The following is a 16,814-nucleotide window of genomic DNA, read 5'->3' as shown; positions in this document are numbered from 1 at the left end:
GGCCTGCGCCGCGCTTGCTCCCCATTTTCAGCATCAAGGATGACCCCCATGCAGCTCGGTGTCTGTTACTACCCGGAACACTGGCCACGTGATCGCTGGCCGCAGGATGCTCGCGACATGATGGAAGCCGGCATTCGTGTCGTGCGTATCGGCGAATTCGCCTGGAGTCGCCTGGAACCCAGCGCGGGTGACCTGCGCTTCGAGTGGCTGGATGAGGCCGTCGAGGTCCTGGCGGCGGCTGGTCTCAAGCTCGTGATGGGCACGCCCACGGCGACACCGCCCAAGTGGCTGGTGGATGCCCATCCGGAAATTCTGGCCGTCGATGAGAATGGCGATACGCGTGGCTATGGCTCGCGTCGTCATTACTGCTTCTCTTCGCCGACGTTTCGTACCTTGAGTGAGCGCATCGTGCGCCTGATGGGCGAGCGCTACGCGCGCCATCCCGCGATCATCGCCTGGCAGACCGACAACGAGTACGGCTGCCATGACACCATCCTCAGCTACTCCGCGGCCGCCCGCGCCCGCTTCCCCGCATGGCTCGAGGCGCGCTATGGCACGGTCGAGGCCCTCAATCAGGCCTGGGGCACGGTGTTCTGGAGCATGGAAGTCAGCGAGTTCTCCCAGGTCGAGGCCCCCGTCGGCACCGTGACCGAACCGCATCCGGCCATCGTGCTCGATTATCGACGCTTCTGCTCCGACATGGTGGTCGAATACAACCGCCTGCAGGTCGACACCCTGCGTGCCGCGGGTGTCAGCGGCGATATCGTGCACAACTTCATGGGCCTGTTCACCGAATTCGATCACTTCGATGTCGCCCGGGACCTGGATATCGCCAGCTGGGACAGCTACCCGCTGGGCTTTCTGGAGCGCGGTGCCCACGACGATGCCACCAAGGCCCATTATCGCCAGCAAGGCCATCCGGACTTTGCCGGCTTCCATCACGACCTCTACCGCGCCATGTGCAAGGGCCGCTGGTGGGTGATGGAGCAGCAGCCGGGCCCGGTCAACTGGGCGATCAGCAACGCCGCGCCCTTGCCCGGCATGGTGCGACTGTGGAGCCACGAAGCCTTCGCGCATGGCGCCGAAGTCGTCTCCTATTTCCGCTGGCGTCAGGCGCCCTTCGCCCAGGAGCAGATGCACGCTGGCCTGCTGCGCCCGGACGGCTCGCCCGCCTCGGCCTGGCCGGAGCTTTTGCAGCTGCGCGATGAGCTGGCGACACTCGCGAAACATGACACGACGACTGCCCAGCAGGCGCCCGTCGCCCTGATGTTCGATTACGCCTCCATCTGGGCCTGTCAGATCCAGCCCCACGCCGAGAACTTCAACCCGCTCGAGCTGTACCTGAGCTGGTACAGCGCGCTGCGGCGTCTCGGGCTTGATGTCGATATCGTCTCACCGCGCGACGCGCTCAGTGGCTATTCGTTGATCGTACTGCCCTGTCAGGTGATCGCCGATGAGGCGCTGGCGGCGCGTCTGAGCGCGGCGCGCGATTCAGGCAGTCGCGTGGTGATCGGCGCACGCTCCGGCTCGCGCACGCCGGAGTTTCAGATACCCGCGCAGCTGGCGCCCGGCGCACTCAGCGAGCTGACGGGCGTCACGGTCGATCGAGTCGATGGCCTGCGCCCGGGCGCTGAGCCGACCGTCACGCTGACCAACGGCGCACGCGGTCACGCCCTGCGCTGGCGCGACCTGCTCGATCATCAGCGCACCTGCGCACAGGTGGTAACGCGCTTCGAGGATGGCGAACCCGCCATCCTGCATCATCGTGGCGTCAGCTATCTGACCGCCTGGCTGAGTGAAGACAGTCTGGTGGCGATTCTGCAGGCGGAGTGCCAGGCCTGCGGCATCACCACCCATGCGCTGCCCGACGGGGTGCGTCTGCGGCGGCGCGGGCCGCTCTGCTTCGCCTTCAACTATGCCCCCGAGCCGCGCTGGCTGCCGGAAGGCCTCGTCAATGACAGCGGGCTGCTGGCCGGTAGCCGGGTGCTGGCACCCGCTGACGTCTGTATCTGGTTCAGTGACGAAAAGCGCCCCTGAGTGAGGCGGCTCCTGCCCACTCATTCAACGCGAAAATCGACTTTGCTTGAAAGCAGGACATCTCTCGGATTTCGCGACCGGCAGACTGTTCGATCACTTGCCGCGGCGCCTTCGGGCGCCGCTTTTTTGAACAGCTATTCTGGGTCTGCATGTCACCTGCCCAGGCTTCATGAGTGACTACAACAGCGTGCTGACACAACTCCTCTGCTTACCGGATGACTGAGGTTGCCACATTACTGCAATGAAGTAGAAAGGAGATAACGGTATATTTTTTAATGTAAAACGATCTCTCTTTTCGCTGCGCAAGGCCAGATGGAGTTTGCCCTTGAGTGCTCGCTGACCGCACAGCGCTGCCACTTATGGCGCATTGTTCTCATGTCAGACAATCTCTAGTGTGCTGGATGTCTCTGTATATAAGCCAATAAATAGCAAAAACAACAGGCCACGCACCTGTAGACAGGACAACCGTCGTCAATGGCAGACGACCCACGACTACGATAACGCCAACTACGAGATACCCCCATGAGTATTCTTGCCATTCTGATATCGCTCGGGCTGCTGATGTTCCTGGCCTACCGCGGTATCACCGTTCTCTTGCTCGCCCCTCTGATGGCCGCCCTCGCCGTCGTCCTGTCAGGAGATGCAGCCGCCCTGCTGCCCAGCTACACCGTGACCTTCATGAGTCAGCTGGGCGGCTATCTGGCCAAGTTCTTCCCGCTGTTCATACTCGGCGCCCTGTTCGGTCAACTGATGGCCGATTCCGGGGCCGCGCATGCCATCTCCGAAGATCTGGTCAAACGCCTGGGGACACGCCATGTGATCCTGACCGTGGTGCTGGCCTGTGCACTGCTCACCTATGGGGGCGTCTCGCTGTTCGTGGTCGCCTTCGCCGTCTATCCGATTGGCGCCCAGCTCTTCCAGCGCACCGGCACGCCCAAGCGACTGCTGCCTGCGGCCATCGCCCTCGGCTCCTTTACCTTCACCATGACGGCACTCCCCGGCACGCCTGCCATCCAGAACGCCATTCCGATCCCCTACTTCCAGACCAACAGCTTCGCGGCGCCAGGCCTGGGCATCATCGCAGGCCTGATCATGCTGGGGCTGGGTACCTGGTGGCTGAAGGGACGTGCCGGCAAGGCTCAGGCACAGGGGGAAGGCTACGGGGTCCACAAGGACGAAGCGCTTGAGGAATCCCCGGCGCCCGCCGCACAGATGGGCATGATCACGGCGCTGATTCCGCTGGTGATGGTCATCGGCCTGAATGCCCTGCTGACCTATCTCGTCTTCCCGCGCATCGATTTCTCCTACCTGAGCGAGGCCTTCCCGGAGCTTGACCCGGCGGGCGCCACCGGCATGTGGTCGATCCTGATCGCGCTGGCCTTCGCCTCCACCTGGCTGGTCATCTCACGCTGGAAGCAGTGGGCCGACCTGAAGACCACCGTCAACAATGGCTGCTTCGGCGCCATGCTGCCGGTCTTCAATACCGCCTCAGAGGTGGGATATGGCGCGGTGATCGCCAGCCTGGCCGGCTTCGCGATGGTCAAGGAGGCGGTGCTCGGCCTGTATCCGGCCAACCCGCTGATCTCGGAAGCGGTAGCAGTCAATGTGCTGGCCGGCATCACCGGCTCGTCATCCGGCGGCATGAGCATTGCGCTGTCGACTCTGGGCGAGACCTACCGCGAGATGGCCGTCAATGCCGGCATCGACCTGGAACTGATGCACCGCGTGGCGGCGCTGGCGGCGGGCAGCATGGACACCTTGCCGCACTCCGGCGCGGTCATCACCCTGCTGGCGATCTGCAAGCTGACTCATCGCCAGTCCTACGGCCAGATGTTCATGATGACGGTCGCCTTCCCGATGCTGGCCCTGATTGCGGTCGTGACCCTGGGCAGCCTGGTCGGCAGCTTCTGAGCCCTGAAGCTCCACAACAGTGGGAAGTTTTCGAACATGAGTGGAGCAAAATGACGCCAGGCCTATGACAAGAAGGCCAATGACAAGAAGGCCGCCCATTCGGGTGGCCTTCTTGTTGAGCAATCATGCTGGCAAGCGACGCGCTGACACCTCAATAGACGTGGTGAGCCCGCTTCGGGTCCAGCGTCTCATGGCGTGCCCGCGTCTTGATCCACAGCGTCAGGTCATCGCGGTCGGCGCCGGGATTCTCGGCGACCCACTCGACGATACGCGAGGCAATGAATTCGGCATGAAACTCATCGTCGAACTGCAGCAGCATGAGGTCCTCGCCCGCCTGAGAGATGCGCAACAATACCTCGCTTGCCGGCAATACATAGAGATTCAACTCATGCAGATATTGCGTCGTGAAGGTCACGCGCCGAAAACGCTCGGGAACATTGCGCCCACTGTTGCTGATATCGTTCATGAAAGCCATGGCTCTCTCCTACAGTAAGGCGCTAATACATTTCGCTCATTTTTGAGCTGACCTTCTTATCATAGCGCAGAAGATATGCTGCGGGCCGGTTTATAAGAACATTTTGTTGGAACCTGCATGTGGCGCTCATTGACGCAATATCAGCTGCGTTGTTGGCGCAGGGCATCACTTTGCAAGGTTAGCTGAACTCGCGTCAGCCAGCCCGCCAGCAGCGCCTGCTTATGCCGACTCATGGTGCGATGTTGCTCGATCACTTCGCATAATCGGTCGCCGGCCGCCCGCATCCTGGTGGGACTCTCTCCTCGGGCACAGCGCTGATAATCATCCGCCAGCGCATGGATCAATTCGCGCAAGGCGTGCTGTACCGGGCGTGGCACATCGTTGCCCAATTCCCGCCGCACGAAGCCTATGCCGCGTCCGATATCCATCCCTGTCAGCCCCAGCGTCAGAAGCGGCATGCCGAGCACTTGCTGCTGAGCATCATCCGGCTGACCACTTGCATTCTCGCCACTGCGACGCGCTTCCTGTTCACGACTGCGAGTCTGTTCATGCCGGGCGAGACGCAGCAGCCTGTCGCCCATGCGCCCGCCGAACCAGCTGTCCAGGCGCTCGGTGGAGCGTTCCGCCAGCTCACGAATATCACTCGCAGTAGCGCGAATCAGCTGGCGCTTGTCCCAGCCGGCCCCCGGCACGGGAATCAGGCGGAAACCGATGATGGTCACGATCAGACCGATCCCGGCCGCCAGACTCCGATTGAGGGTGTAGGCGACATCGAAGGTCATGCCGTTGTCCGGCATCACCAGCAGAATGTTGAACACCACGAAGGGCAAGGCGATCCCCGCCAGCGCAGGCACGACGGAGCCCATCAAGCCGAGGAACAGGGGAATACTGAAGATGATCACGAAGGGCACGAAGTGCTGGGCGTGACTGAGCATGACATTGCCGAACAGCAATACGCTCGGCACCGCCAGCAGCAAGCCCTTGAGCACCATCGGAATGATCGGTGCCGGATCACCGCGACTGACGAAGATACCCGAGAACAGCGTGCCCAGCAGCATGGCCACCGCCCCGTTGTCCCACGCCGTCGCAAGCCAGAAGATCGCCGTGGCACTGAAGATGGCCATCGCGCGCAGCGCATCGATGGCGGCACGTCCGTGATCGCGGTGCCAGCTCATGCTTGGCTGACGCAGCTGATGACGGCCGGGATGATTGATGACCTCGCGTGCCTGCAGGATGACCAGCGCATGCCCCAGCACCTCACGCAGACTGAACAGCAGCCGGGCTTCCAGTGCGGTGATGCTTCGCTGACCGCGTGACAGGCGCAGACATTCCCCACGCAGCTCCTTGAGCGTCTTGCGCGCCTGGGCCGTGCCCTGATTGTCGGCCATGCTCTGAAAGGCCGCGCCCAGGCGTTGCATCAGGTCCTGCGTCGGCTGACTGAAACGTTCGGCTTCCTGTCTGTGGGTCTGGTTCAGCTCACCCGTCGGTGCGCTCGGCTTACCGTCATCGCGCTGTGATGGCACAAAGAACTCGGGATGGCGCAGCTGGTGCAGGGCCTTGAGGGTCGCGTAGAGACGCATGCTTCGCCGTGTCAGCAGGTGCACGCCGCGAATTCGCCCCTTGCCCTGGGGGCCTTCATAACGCGCCGAGTGGGCGTCGATCTCGAGATTGTTGAGCGCATCCAGCCCGGTCATCATCTGCTCGAGCATCGCCATGCGTTCACGTTGCTGAGCTTGTGACAGGTCTTGTGAATGACCTTGTGACTGACCGGCAGTATCTCGGTTCACGGCCCTGTCCTGCTCGAGCGGCATCGAGAAGGCCAGCGCCATATAACGGAAGGTAGCATTCACCGCCGTGTCCGAAAGCTGGCCGAGATGATCCCGCACGCGTATCGGCCAGACCAGCGCACTCACGACGACAGCACACAGCGCGCCCAGACTCAGCTCGCTGAGACGTGCCAGCGCCACCGAGAAGAAGTCATCCGGCGCCGAGGACGTCAGCACCACGATGATCATGCAGGCCACCGCCGCCATCACACAGCCATAGGACAGATTGTTGTGCGTCAACGAGGCGCCATAGATGCATAGCCCGATCCACAGCGTGACCGAACCCAGCGCCAGTTCCGGCACCTGGGCAAAGCAGCCCATGATCACCACGGCCACACAGGTTCCGACGAAGGTACCCGTGACCTGACAGATGCCCTTCTCGACCACCATGCCCGACATCGGACGTGTCTGCAGAAACGCCGCCGAGATCAGCGCCCAATAGGGTCGATCGAGATCGAAGAAGAAGGCGGCGTAGAGGGCCAGCGCCATCGCCAGCACACCCTTGGTGGCGAACTTGAGCGCGAACGGCGAAGGCCTTAAGAAGGCGGCCAGAGCGGGAGACATGAATCAGTGCTTCCCGTCTGCGTCTTGGACGGCCTGAGCTGTCTCGACCGGTTTCGCCTCGACAGGTGCCGCCTTGGCCTGCGTCGCCTCATCATTGCCATCTTCCGCAGTGATCAGCCTGACACTCGCCGTCATCCCGGCAGCAAGATTGACACCTGAGGCACGTACCGCCTCGATATCATCGAACTCCACCCGCACCGGAATGCGCTGCGCCAGACGCACCCAACTGAAGGTGGCACTGACCTGAGGCAGCTGCTGGGCATTGGTCGCGGTATTGTCATCGGCAATGCCCTGGCCTATCCCCACGACTCGCCCCTTGAAGTCTTCATTGCCGCTCATCAGCGTGATCTGGACCGGATCGCCCGGACGCACATGCTGCAGCTTGGTCTCCTGGAAGTAGGCGCTCAGGTAGAAGGAGTCGTCCTTGATCAGCGCCATCACCGCCGTGCCTGCCGTGACGTAATTGCCCTGACTGAGGTGCATGTTGAGGATGCTACCGTCGGCGGGCGCCACCAGACGCGTGCGATCGAGATCCAGCTGCGCGGACTGCACCGCGGCTTCGGCCTGTTGCACATCAGCGCGGGCGACCTCGGCCTCCAGACGCGCACTGTCGCGCTCTTCCTCGCTGATGGCACGATTGGTCAAGCGACCACGGCGATTGGATTCATGCTCCTTGAGGCTCAGAGTCGCCTTGGCACTGGCGAGACTGGCCTCGGCCTTGGCAAGCGCCGCCTCATAGCGCGCACGATCGACCTGAAGGATGACATCCCCCTCCTTGACCCGCGTGGTATCCGCCACGTTCAGCTCACGCACCCAGCCGGAGACATCCGGGCTCAGCGTGATCACCTCGGCGCGCACCCGGGCGTCACGCGTCCAGGGACTGTACATGTAGGTATTCCACAGCCACACCGCACACCAGGCTGCAGCCGCCACCAGACATAGAGTGATGATCCATTTGACGGCTTTCTGTCGCAGGTTGCGCATGCGGTTTCCTTGGGGGATAGAGGGGCTGGAGGAAATGGGTGCCGCGAAAGGGTTCGCGGGGAAATCGAGATGACGAATGGCGAGACGCTGGGGCAATGACGTACGTCAGGTCACGAGGGCCACCACCGCCGCCAGACAGATGACAAACAGCGAGATATCGAACCAGGCCTCGAACCAGAGCTCGTGATTGGCCAGCAGACGATGCAACAGCGTGCGTATGAGACCCGCCGCCAGCAGGGCGACCAGCGCATAGACCAGCATCGGGCTGATCAGGAATTCCCCGACCACCATTTCATGCAGCGCATTGAAGCCAGACGTAACATCATTGCCTGCGGCGATTTCCTTCATCGAGATGTCCTTGACTTGCGTTGTGCGAGAGCTGGCTTGCGTATGCGATAGCGGGCTTTCTTTATGCGAGATCTGAGACCCCACTGCCATGCGTGCAATCAGCGTTCAACGATGGTGGCTGCCTGGCGTGCATTCAAGGCCCGCGGGTGAACTGTTCCACTGCGCGAATCTTGAGGGCAGCGTCATCGCTGAGAATATATGCAGGCTAACATTTTTCGCCGGCCTACACCGTTGCGTGAGAAGAATCACCCCATTCCTTGCACAGCGCGCGACCAGAATCCGTTCACCATTTGGCTGAGCGCTAACCGGCACAACCAGCCTGGACACCAGGTATTCAGGTGGTAGCAGCGGCCAAGGTGGCCTGAAACGCAAAACGGCTTACCCATAAGGCAAGCCGTCTCATTTCGCACAGTGAAGACATCAAGTGATGATCGTGAGGGTCAACTACACCGCGTAGCCGAGCACGCGTGGCAGCCACAAGGCGAGCTCAGGGAACAGCATCACCACCGCCAGCGCCGCCAGCATCGCCACCACGAAGACCATCGCCCACCCGACCGTCTTCTCGAGTCTTACTCCGGCCACGCTACTGGTCACCATCAGGTTGACCGCGACTGGCGGGGTGAACTGCCCGATCGCGATATTCATCGCCAGCAGGATACCGAACCACACCGGATGCCAGCCGAAGTGCTGCATCACCGGAATCAGCACCGGCATCAGGATCAGGTAAATGGAGACCGCATCCAGCAGCATCCCGGCAATCAGCACCGCCACCATCACCAGTATCAGCAGCGTCGTTCCGCTATCCGACAGTGTGATCAGCCATTCGGCCAGATGTCGGAAGGTGCCCAGCATGGTGCCAGCCCAGGCGAATATGCCCGCCAGCGCGATGATCAGCATCACCACACCGGAGATCACGGCCGCCTCTCTGAGCAGCTCCCACACCTGAGAGAGCTTGAGTTCGCGAGTGATGAAGAGCCCGACACACAGCCCATAGGCGGCCGCGACCACCGCCGCTTCCGTGGGGGTGAAGAGGCCTGAGCGCAGCCCGCCGAGGATGATCACCGGCGCCAGCAGGGCCGGGATCGCCGAGCGGAACGCCGGACCCAGCGCGATACGCTCGACCTGAGTCGGGTCTTCCCAGCAATAGCGACGCGAGAGGATCCAGGCCGGCAGCAGCAAGGCCACGCCCACCAGCAGCCCCGGAATCAGACCCGCGGCAAACAGCGCACGTAGATCCACCCCGGGCACCACGATGGAGTAAAGAATCAGCGCGATGGACGGCGGGATCAGGATCGCCGTGGAGGCCGAGGCCGCAATCAGCGTCGCCGAGAACGCCTTGGGATAGCCCGCCCGCGTCATGCTGGGGATCATCACCATCGCCACCGCGGCGGCATCCGCCGGGCCGGAACCACTCATGCCGCCCATGATCAGACACACCAGCACCGCCACCAGCGCGAGACCGCCATGCCGAGGACCGATCAGCGCCTGGGCGAAGCGCACCAGCCGCGCCGCCACTCCGGCACGCTCGAACACCAGACCTGTCAGGATGAACAGCGGAATGGCGATCAGCGGGTACTTGGCAATGCTGTTGTAGGTGTTGGTACCGAGGGTGGCCAGCATGCTGACCGGCAGCCCCGCGACGATACCCACCGCCCCCGACAGCCCCAGCGCGAAGGCGACTGGCACGCCGAGAATCAACAGCGCGGCGAAGCTTGCGAGCAACCAGAGATCAGGACTCATGATCTGACTCCTTGTGCTCCGGCGACGCATTCTGACCGGGCCCCTGCCCAGGCCCTTGCGCAAGACGCTCGACACACTGCTGCAGCTGACGCCAGGCCATCGCCAGCGCCAATATCGGCAGCCAGATCACGTACCACCAGTTGGGCAGGCCCAACCCCGGTGACAGCGAGTCCCACTGATACTCCTCCAGCGCGAAGGTGCCCCCGAACCACACCACCAGCCCCAGCACGACCAGTACCGCCAGGGTCTGCACTACCACGACCAGTCGCCAGAGCGGCAACGGCAGCACGTCTTCCAGCAATGCGATACGAATATGTGCCTGTCGGCGAATCGCCACCGAGGCGCCCGCCAGCGTCAACAACACCAGCAGGAAGACCGAGAATTCCTCGGTAAAGGCAAAGGAGGCATCGGTGGCGTAGCGCACCACCACATTGGCCAGACTGATGATACCGATCAGCCCCAGCGCCAACGCCGCCAGCCAGGATTCCGGCCGCACGCGTGGCGGTGGCCTGTCTGCGGGAGCAGGCGCTCCGTTGACGCCGTCTTGCAAGGTTTGTGGTGATGCTTGTTGAGGGGTTTGTTGCGACTTTTGCGACATGACACGCGATCCACACGAACGCCGAGGCTGTCAGGCCCCGGCGTGGTTCTTCACTCAATAACGCGCACAGACCGCATTATTCCCGATGTCATCTGCTCAGTGAGCAGCGGCGATGATGGCCCTGGCCGACTCAGCGCGAGGCCTCGACCTCGGCACGTGCCGTCTCGACCAGCGCCTCGCCGATCCTGGGTGTCCAGCTGGCGTAGACCGACTGGGTGGCGTCACGGAAGGTCTGCATCGCATCCTCATCGAGCTTGACGACATTCACGCCGCGCGCCTCGATGTCCGCCAGCCGCTGGGCATTGCCTTCACGACTCATGGCGATCTCCCAGGCACCCGCTTCCTTGGCGGTCTCGGTCAGCAGAGTGCGCTCCTGCTCACTGAGCGACTTCCACACGCGCTGGTTGGCGGCGAAGATCAGTGGGTCCGCCATATAGTGCCAGAGGGTCAGGTGGGTCTGACCGACCTGATCGATGCGCGCGACATCGAACACCGACAGCGGGTTCTCCTGCCCATCCACTGCGCCGGTAGTCAGTGCCGGCTTGGCATCCGCCCAGCTCATCTGGGTCGGGTTGGCGCCCAGCGCCGTGAAGGTATCCTGGAACAGCGGCGAGCCCACCACGCGAATCTTCAGGCCCTTCAGGTCGTCCGGCGAGGTAATCGATTTCGAGGAGTTGGACACCTCACGGAAACCGTTCTCGCCCCACGCCAGCGGCTTGATGCCCTTGGACTCGATGGCGGCGAAGACCTGCTTGCCCGACTCGCCCTGGGTCAGCGCATCGATGGCGGCGTGGTCCGGCATCAGGAACGGCAGCGAGAACAGGTTGAGCTCCGGCACCTGGGGCGACCAGTTGATGGTCGAGCCCACCGCGAGATCGATCAGCCCCTGACGCATGGCCGAGAACTCCTTGGTCTGGTCTCCCGCCACCAGCTGGGCATTCGGATAGACACGCAGAGTGAGCTCGCCACCGGAGCGCTCCTCTACCAGCTCCGCCCACTTCTCGGCCGCCTGGCCCCACGGGAAGGCATCCGACAGCACGGTGGAGACGGAAAGCTCACGCGCCTCGGCATCACTGGCCATCAGCGGTGACAGCAAGGCCAGGCCAAGCACGCCAGCCATCAGGACAGAGCGCCCCGTGGCAGCGACACGCGAACGCGCGGTATGGCTTTGAGAAAGAGCCGGAGAATGATCCGAACAGCGGTGACGCAGATGACGAGAGGCGGGGCCAGCGTTGGCGTGTGCAGCGGTCAGGGTCATGAATAACCTCTTGATTATGATGTTGTTGAGTGTGTCCAGAGGCAGATTCGCATCTACTTTGGTCGCTGACCATTCGACCATGCGACAGATCGGCGCTTTTTCGACGCTCACATGCTAACTCGCTGCATTACCGATGACTGTATATTCATCCACCCCTCGGGTTTTCCGAGACCTCTTGCGTACGAAACGCTCGACCATGTGGTGTCATCAGCGTGTGTTGCCAAGGAGTGTGCCCAGCGACTCAAGAGTGCCAACCCTCGCGCAGGCCCCGCCAGCAGGGAGTTTGACGATATTGCCCTTTGCGAGATGCCGTGCTTTTACAGCGCCAGCGTGTCCCGAGTCCGAGTCGGGTCAGGATTTCACGAGATACTGTATATTCATACACCCCGTTACATCCTTGAGACAAATTTCACGATATGTCGCCTTTCAACCACACAATGGCGCACCACGGGTCGCAGACTCCGGATTCGGTCGGTAGACTGAGCGCCGTTCCCGCAAGGACCGACCACGACTGACCAACATCACGCACGCAAGTGTCGTACCTGACATCTCGTCGGCACCGCTCCCACGGTCCCGACCCTGACCGATGAGGCCCCCTTCCATGCCGAACCCCCAGCAGGAAGCCATACCCACTCCCACCTTCGAGACCGAGCCGCTCGACACCTCGCGCAAACGACTGCAGCCGACCAGCAGTCTCGGCGCAGCGGTCGTTCTGTGGTCGCTGCTGCTGGGAATGGGGATGCTGATGCTGGCCAACGGACTGCAGGGCAGTCTGTTGGGGATTCGCGCCTCCTCGGAAGGCTTCAGCAACACCATGACGGGCATCATCATGTCGGCTTACTTCGCCGGCTTCCTGCTCGGCTCGACACTTGCACCCCGCAAGCTGCGCCGGGTCGGCCATGTGCGCACCTTCGCGGCGCTGGCCTCCATCACCTCGGTGTGCATCCTGATCCACGCACTCTATGTGGTGCCCGAGGTGTGGATCGCCATGCGCTTCATCACCGGCTTCGCCTTCGCCGGCCTCTACGTGGTGGCGGAGAGCTGGCTCAACAGCCAGGCGACCAACCAGATGCGTGGCCGTCTGTTGGCCATCTACATGGTGATCACCTATCTGGGCATGGGCGGCGGCCAGTTGCTGCTCAACGTCGCCAACCCGGATACCTATCTGCTGTTCATCCTGGTGTCGGTGATCATGTCGCTGGCGCTGGTGCCGATGCTGCTGTCCGCCTCACCACAACCGGAAGGCGCGCAGCCGGAGGCCATGGGGATCGTTCGTCTGCTGCGCCTGGCACCACTGGGCACCCTGGGCGGCTTCGCCACCGGTATCGCCAACGGCACCGTCTTCGGCATGGGCGCGGTGTATGCCGACCGCGCCGGCCTGCCGGTGCAGGAAGTCTCCTGGTTCATGGGCGCCTTCATTCTGGGTGCCGCCCTGCTGCAATGGCCGTTGGGCAAGCTCTCCGACAAGCTCTCGGCCAAGAAGGTGATTCTGGGCTGCAGTCTCGGGGCGATCGCGCTGTCCATCGGTGGCGTGCCGTTCAGTGGTGGCAGCATGCTGACCATGGCGCTGATGGGTGCAGGTCTCGGCGGGTTGATCCTGACCCAGTACTCGCTGTTCCTGGCGGCGGCCAACAACCTGCTGACCACGCCACAGATCATCTCCGCCAGCGGCACGCTGGTGCTGATGCATGGCGCGGGCGCGATTCTGGGCCCGCTCACCGCGGGTCTGCTGATGGAGCGCTTCGGGGCCGTCGGCTTCCTCTATACCCTGACCGCCATTCACGTGCTGATCGTGATTCTGGCCGCCAGTGTCACCAGCAAGCCGCGCCAGGAACTGGATGCCGAAGAAGGTGATCACCCCGGCCACTATGTGGTGGCGCCCTCCACCACCAGTCCGCTGAGCGCCGCCTGGGTCGAGGAAGCCATCACCGAGCCGGAAACCGGTCAGCTGGAATTCGACTTCGATGCCGAACCTGAGCCTGAACCGAGCGAAGAAGAACTCGCTGCCCAGCAACAGGAAACCTCCTCTGAATCAGAAGAAGGTGTCGTGCAGCAGGTCGACAATGAGGAAGGCGTGATGAACGACCGCGTCACCGGCATGGAAGACGACTGGCATCTGGATGGCCATATCGACGAACAGGCCCAGCACCTCAGCGAAGAGGAACGCCGCGTCAAGTCGGAACCGGAGCGTGAGAGCTACTGATCACGTCTGACGACATGCTCGAGTGATAGACAGGAACACCGCCTCTCAGGGCGGTGTTCTTGGTTGGGGCGGGCGAAACTGAGACAGGAGAAACTGAGATAGGAGAAAGAAGGCAGGCGTAACAGCAAGACGGTTCAGCGAGAGGATAAAGCTCGGGGAAACGAAGAAGGCTCACAACGATAGAGGCTCAGGATAGAGACTCAGCGACGACGCTTGCCCGCCCGCGCCACCAGATGCGGTGCCAGCACACCCTGCAGCCGACGCACGGCCTGGGAATGCAGCTGCGAGACACGCGACTCGGTGACATCGAGTACCGCGCCGATCTCCTTGAGGTTGAGCTTCTCCTGATAATAGAGCGCCATCAACAGCTTCTCGCGCTCCGGTAGCCGCGCGATGGCCTCATTCAAGGCGCGCCGCGTATCGGCCTCTTCCAGGGCATCATGCGGCAAGGCAAACGGCGTGGCGAAGGGCGTCGTTTCAGGCGAGGCATAACCACCCGCCAGCCCGCCTTCCTCATCCATCATCTCGTCCAGCGACATCACCATGCCGTTGTTGGTGTCCAGCAGCAGGCGGCGATAGTCCTCCAGCTCAAGCCCCATGGCAGCGGCGATCTGGGTCTCCTCGGGCGGATAGCCCAGGCTCTGCTCCAGCTGCTGGATCACGCTCTCAAGCTCGCGCCCGGCCCGTCGCACACTGCGTGGCAACCAGTCACGCGAGCGCAGCTCATCGAGCATCGCGCCGCGGATGCGCTGACTGGCATAGGTGGCAAAGCTGGCGCCGTGGCCCTGCTCATAGCGGCCCACGCATTCACACAGCCCCAACATGCCAGCCTGAATCAGATCCTCGAGATCGACACTGGCTGGCAAGCGCACCTGCAACTGCAGCGCGATGCGGCGCACCAGCGGCTGATACTCGGTGTAGATATCCTGCTGGGCCATGCGCCCATTGGCGGTATACATCGGCGTCCTGGTCCTCGCTTGCATCCCTCGGGGTCGTTTGACTCAGGGTCGTGCCCCCATCCTCGGGACTCCTGTTCCCAGCGTATTGTCGCGCCCCCGCCACAAACCATTCGCTCGAATAGCTACCCTCAGCGACGGCTTTCCTGCCTTACGTCGCAACTCCGCCTCGGGGAGGCAGAGATGAAGGCAGACGTAAAGAGACAGTGAGGGAAGACGAGACATGCACAACCCCCGCCAGCCGGTCGACAGAATGTCACGAGGAGCGCCCGTAAGGAGAGCGCGTAAGGAAAGCCAGAATGAGAATGGTCAAAAGGACGCAAAAAATTTCTAAAGTTCTGTCGCGCCGCGACGATAACTGAAGCAACGGCACAGGAGTCGTTACTGGCGACACGCCATCTATCTCCCCATTACGACAGGAAGTGACACATGGCTTCAGTGATCAATACCAACACGCTTTCCATGGTGACTCAGCAGAACCTGAATCAGTCCCAGAACGCCCTGAACACCTCTATGGAACGTCTCTCCTCCGGCCTGCGTATCAACAGCGCCAAGGACGACGCCGCCGGCCAGGCCATCGCCAACCGCATGGACTCCCAGATCACCGGCCTGTCCCAGGCACAGCGTAACGCCAACGACGGCATCTCTGTCGCACAGACCGCTGAAGGCGCTTTGAATCAGGTCAACGATAACTTGCAGCGAGTTCGTGAGCTGACTGTTCAAGCAGCCAATGGAACCAACAATGCAGATGACTTGAGCTCCATCCAAGACGAAATTACCATGCGCCTTGACGAAATCGATCGTATTTCTGAAGAGACGAGCTTTAATGGTATTGATGTATTGAAGAGCGATGATGCCCTCAGCATTCAAGTCGGTGCTGAGGATGGGCAGACTATTGAAATAGATCTTCAAAAGGTCAATTCAGAAACACTTGGCTTAGATAGCCTTCGTGTTGCAGACGGCATTGATTCTTCCAAAGTTGATACCACCGAAACAGCCGATGGAGCAAATGTCAATGCTGGAAGTAAGTTAACCCTTAACGTCGCTACAGATACAAACAGCGCTCAAACTAGCGAGGGAGTTTATCAGTACACAGATGGTACCGGATACGCTGTTAAAGCAAGTGACGGCAAATACTACGGTGCTACTATAGACGCTTCTGGTGGTGTAGCATGGGATTCATCAACTACAGAGATAGATACATCTAGCACAAGCCTGAATACAGATGAAGAAATCACAACCATAAAATCTGAAATTTCCGTAGACACGTCCGCCTTGAAAAGTGGACAAACACTAAACGACTATAAAGACACTGCTGATGGCTCTCCAGACTATGTCATTACAGATACCAATGAGGCTGGTAATACGAAATATTATGAAGCCAACATTGACTCTTCAACTGGCGTAGTAACTGTGGGCAAAGAACTAAGTACTGACAGCAAGACTGTTGATCCACTATCCGCAATCGATGACGCACTCAAGCAAGTAGACAGCATGCGTTCCGACCTCGGTGCCGTGCAGAACCGTTTCGACTCTGCCATCACCAACCTGGCAACCACTGAAACAAACCTGGCCTCTGCCCAGTCGCGTATTCAGGATGCCGATTACGCGGAAGAAGTCTCCAGCATGACCACTGCACAGATTCTGCAGCAGGCGGGAACTTCCATGCTGACCCAGGCCAACCAGGTGCCGCAGAGCGTGCTGTCACTGCTGGGCTGATCTCTGGCTCGCATGCTGCATAGGCCTGTCATTCAGCAAGAGTGGCAGGCCGGTCGCTGGCAGAGGATAGTGGCCTTGTTGATATTGGTCCTTTTAGTCAACAGCGCTCGTGCATTTCAACCTCCGCCAGCGATATCCAGCAGCAGCAAATAAAAAAGGGCAGACGCATCGCGTCTGCCCTTTTTCATTGGAATG

Annotated in this window: 12 protein-coding genes; 4 read left to right on the top strand and 8 right to left on the bottom strand. The window is 61.3% G+C overall.

All coding sequences use genetic code 11. The annotated features are described in order from the left end of the window. Positions 1 to 48 precede the first annotated feature (48 nt). Positions 49 to 2,037, top strand: a complete 1,989-nt coding sequence (locus R2R70_RS06490) for a beta-galactosidase (protein ID WP_410977629.1) — start codon at positions 49 to 51, stop codon at positions 2,035 to 2,037. 522 nt (positions 2,038 to 2,559) lie between these two features. Continuing rightward, positions 2,560 to 3,948, top strand: coding sequence for a GntP family permease (locus R2R70_RS06485; RefSeq protein ID WP_410977628.1), 1,389 nt, complete (start codon positions 2,560 to 2,562; stop codon positions 3,946 to 3,948). Between the two features lie 151 nt (positions 3,949 to 4,099). Here the strand turns inward: R2R70_RS06485 and R2R70_RS06480 are convergent, their stop codons facing one another. The 7 genes from R2R70_RS06480 to R2R70_RS06450 all read right to left on the bottom strand — a co-directional run bounded on the left by R2R70_RS06480 (position 4,100) and on the right by R2R70_RS06450 (position 11,603). Further along, complete coding sequence (locus tag R2R70_RS06480; protein WP_054556636.1) at positions 4,100 to 4,423, bottom strand: hypothetical protein; 324 nt, start codon at positions 4,421 to 4,423, stop codon at positions 4,100 to 4,102. 140 nt (positions 4,424 to 4,563) lie between these two features. Beyond that, entirely contained in the window at positions 4,564 to 6,813 is a 2,250-nt protein-coding gene (locus tag R2R70_RS06475; RefSeq protein WP_410977627.1) for an FUSC family protein, read from the bottom strand. Between the two features lie 3 nt (positions 6,814 to 6,816). Beyond that, on the bottom strand, positions 6,817 to 7,797 hold the full coding sequence (locus R2R70_RS06470; RefSeq protein ID WP_410977626.1) for an efflux RND transporter periplasmic adaptor subunit: 981 nt from the start codon (positions 7,795 to 7,797) through the stop codon (positions 6,817 to 6,819). A gap of 105 nt (positions 7,798 to 7,902) precedes the next feature. After that, positions 7,903 to 8,145, bottom strand: a complete 243-nt coding sequence (locus tag R2R70_RS06465) for a DUF1656 domain-containing protein (RefSeq protein ID WP_054556634.1) — start codon at positions 8,143 to 8,145, stop codon at positions 7,903 to 7,905. A gap of 444 nt (positions 8,146 to 8,589) precedes the next feature. Then, positions 8,590 to 9,885, bottom strand: a complete 1,296-nt coding sequence (locus tag R2R70_RS06460; protein ID WP_410977625.1) for a TRAP transporter large permease — start codon at positions 9,883 to 9,885, stop codon at positions 8,590 to 8,592. Further along, entirely contained in the window at positions 9,875 to 10,381 is a 507-nt protein-coding gene (locus R2R70_RS06455) for a TRAP transporter small permease (protein WP_410977624.1), read from the bottom strand. The genes R2R70_RS06460 and R2R70_RS06455 overlap by 11 nt, the downstream gene beginning before the upstream one ends. Before the next feature lie 232 nt (positions 10,382 to 10,613). Then, positions 10,614 to 11,603 carry a DctP family TRAP transporter solute-binding subunit gene (locus tag R2R70_RS06450; RefSeq protein WP_279838796.1) on the bottom strand — a complete coding sequence of 330 codons (990 nt, stop codon included), beginning with the start codon at positions 11,601 to 11,603 and terminating at the stop codon, positions 10,614 to 10,616. Between the two features lie 739 nt (positions 11,604 to 12,342). Here R2R70_RS06450 and R2R70_RS06445 point away from each other — a divergent pair. Then, positions 12,343 to 13,944, top strand: a complete 1,602-nt coding sequence (locus tag R2R70_RS06445; RefSeq protein WP_410977623.1) for an MFS transporter — start codon at positions 12,343 to 12,345, stop codon at positions 13,942 to 13,944. A gap of 200 nt (positions 13,945 to 14,144) precedes the next feature. On the opposite strand, the gene R2R70_RS06440 is transcribed toward R2R70_RS06445, so the two are convergent. Continuing rightward, positions 14,145 to 14,903, bottom strand: a complete 759-nt coding sequence (locus R2R70_RS06440; protein WP_410977622.1) for an RNA polymerase sigma factor FliA — start codon at positions 14,901 to 14,903, stop codon at positions 14,145 to 14,147. A 426-nt stretch (positions 14,904 to 15,329) separates the two neighbouring features. Between R2R70_RS06440 and R2R70_RS06435 the strand changes: the two genes are divergently transcribed. Beyond that, the gene (locus tag R2R70_RS06435) at positions 15,330 to 16,619 is read left to right on the top strand and encodes a FliC/FljB family flagellin (RefSeq protein WP_410977621.1); all 1,290 of its coding nucleotides are present in this window, start codon (positions 15,330 to 15,332) and stop codon (positions 16,617 to 16,619) included. Positions 16,620 to 16,814 lie beyond the last annotated feature (195 nt).

It is taken from the genome of Cobetia sp. SIMBA_158 (genome assembly GCF_046566945.1).
Taxonomy (GTDB): domain Bacteria; phylum Pseudomonadota; class Gammaproteobacteria; order Pseudomonadales; family Halomonadaceae; genus Cobetia; species Cobetia amphilecti.
The sequence above is the reverse complement of the archived record's forward strand: the minus strand, read 5'-3'. Positions and strand labels throughout refer to the sequence as shown.

Coding starts and splice junctions, on each gene's coding strand:
- R2R70_RS06490 (WP_410977629.1), top strand. CDS start 49: ATGCAGCTCGGTGTCTGTTACTACCCGGAACACTGGCCACGTGATCGC.
- R2R70_RS06485 (WP_410977628.1), top strand. CDS start 2,560: ATGAGTATTCTTGCCATTCTGATATCGCTCGGGCTGCTGATGTTCCTG.
- R2R70_RS06480 (WP_054556636.1), bottom strand. CDS start 4,423: ATGGCTTTCATGAACGATATCAGCAACAGTGGGCGCAATGTTCCCGAG.
- R2R70_RS06475 (WP_410977627.1), bottom strand. CDS start 6,813: ATGTCTCCCGCTCTGGCCGCCTTCTTAAGGCCTTCGCCGTTCGCGCTC.
- R2R70_RS06470 (WP_410977626.1), bottom strand. CDS start 7,797: ATGCGCAACCTGCGACAGAAAGCCGTCAAATGGATCATCACTCTATGT.
- R2R70_RS06465 (WP_054556634.1), bottom strand. CDS start 8,145: ATGAAGGAAATCGCCGCAGGCAATGATGTTACGTCTGGCTTCAATGCG.
- R2R70_RS06460 (WP_410977625.1), bottom strand. CDS start 9,885: ATGAGTCCTGATCTCTGGTTGCTCGCAAGCTTCGCCGCGCTGTTGATT.
- R2R70_RS06450 (WP_279838796.1), bottom strand. CDS start 11,603: ATGGCTGGCGTGCTTGGCCTGGCCTTGCTGTCACCGCTGATGGCCAGT.
- R2R70_RS06445 (WP_410977623.1), top strand. CDS start 12,343: ATGCCGAACCCCCAGCAGGAAGCCATACCCACTCCCACCTTCGAGACC.
- R2R70_RS06440 (WP_410977622.1), bottom strand. CDS start 14,903: ATGTATACCGCCAATGGGCGCATGGCCCAGCAGGATATCTACACCGAG.
- R2R70_RS06435 (WP_410977621.1), top strand. CDS start 15,330: ATGGCTTCAGTGATCAATACCAACACGCTTTCCATGGTGACTCAGCAG.